This window comes from Nocardia sp. NPDC060220, from assembly GCF_042727815.1.
GTDB lineage: Bacteria > Actinomycetota > Actinomycetes > Mycobacteriales > Mycobacteriaceae > Nocardia.
Genome location: NZ_JBHWZY010001304.1, coordinates 1 through 1,290, shown reverse-complemented (window position 1 = coordinate 1,290; position 1,290 = coordinate 1). Strand labels below are relative to the sequence as shown.

Below are 1,290 nucleotides of genomic sequence, written 5' to 3'. Positions count from 1 at the left end.
CTTCATGACGGCTCCTAACATGAACGATGCATTCACATTAAAGTGAACCAGTCGTTCATGTTATTGGCAAGGCACTAGAGAAGGATGGCACCGAGATGACCGACCGACCCCTGCGCGCGGACGCGCGGCGCAATCGCGAGGCAATCGCCGCTGCCGCACGCGAACTCGTCATCCGCGAAGGGCCGGGCATCGGCATGGACGAGATCGCTATGGCAGCGGGTGTCGCCACGGGCACCCTGTATCGGCACTTCCCGACCAAGCAGGATCTGATCGCGAGCATCGTGGCCGATCTGGCCGAGGGCATCGACCGGTCGCTGAACTCGGCGCTCGCCAGAGCCGAGGACGGGACCAGCTCGGCCATCGACGAGGTGATCGCACTACTGCGCCACGTGATGATCGACATGCGGCAGGAACGCCTGCTCCGATTCGCCGTCGCCGGGGTGGCCGATGACTCACTCCGCGAGATCCAGGCGCGCGGGCGTGCCGCCGTCGAGCAGCTGGTCGCCGCCGCGCACCGCAACGATTCGCTCTACCCGGACGTCACCGCGGACGACGTGGTCCTCTTGCTGTCCACCGCGCCGACCGACGCCATGTCCGAGGTGGAGCAGTCGCGCTGGTTGACGCTGGCTCGCCGAGCACTCACACCGAACCCGGCCCCCGGAGTTCGGAACTCGGCGCGCAGCTAATAGTCGCGGCCGGTCAGACCGCGGTAGACGAAACGGGTGATCGACTCGATCGCCTCCTCGTCGGTGAGGGTCACCGAGCCGTCTTCGACCATGCGCAACATTCCGTCGACCGCGGCGAACATCATCGCCAGGCTGGCGTCGACCGTTCCCGGCAGGCGTAGCCCCCGTTCCGGGAAGTCCGCTACGTGGTCGGCGATGTCGGTGCGTTGTTCGGCACCGAAGCCCGCGATGATCCGGGCGAAATCCGGGCTGACCTGCGCCGCCTGGCCCATCGCGCGCAGGACCGAGGCGTGTTCGCGGGCGAAGGTCCAGTAGCCGCGCACGTGGTAGCGGACCGCCGCCGGGTCGGTGAAGTCGCCGTTGTGCTCCGGGTCGGCCGCTCGCTCGTCGCTTGCCACCGCCATATCGCGCAGAAGTGCTTGCAGCAGTTCCTCTTTGCTCGCGAAGTGGTTGTAGAACGAGCCGGCCGCGCGGCCCGCGGCGGTGGTGATGTCGGTGATCTTCGCGTTCAGGTAGCCGTGTTCGGCGAAGACCTGCCGGGCGGCGTCCTTGAGCGCCTGCTCGGTCTCCGCGGATTTCTCGCGCCTGCTGCCCACCACCGGAC

Annotated in this window: 2 protein-coding genes; one reads left to right on the top strand and one right to left on the bottom strand. The window is 67.2% G+C overall.

The genetic code is table 11. The features are described from left to right. Positions 1 to 95 precede the first annotated feature (95 nt). Positions 96 to 686: a TetR/AcrR family transcriptional regulator gene (locus ACFWF3_RS36265; RefSeq protein ID WP_379318697.1), complete on the top strand. Its 591-nt coding sequence runs from the start codon at positions 96 to 98 to the stop codon at positions 684 to 686. Here ACFWF3_RS36265 and ACFWF3_RS36260 read toward each other — a convergent pair. Continuing rightward, on the bottom strand, positions 683 to 1,290 hold a 608-nt coding region (locus ACFWF3_RS36260; protein WP_379318695.1), incomplete at its 5' end, for a TetR/AcrR family transcriptional regulator. The two genes, ACFWF3_RS36265 and ACFWF3_RS36260, sit on opposite strands and share 4 nt — an antisense overlap.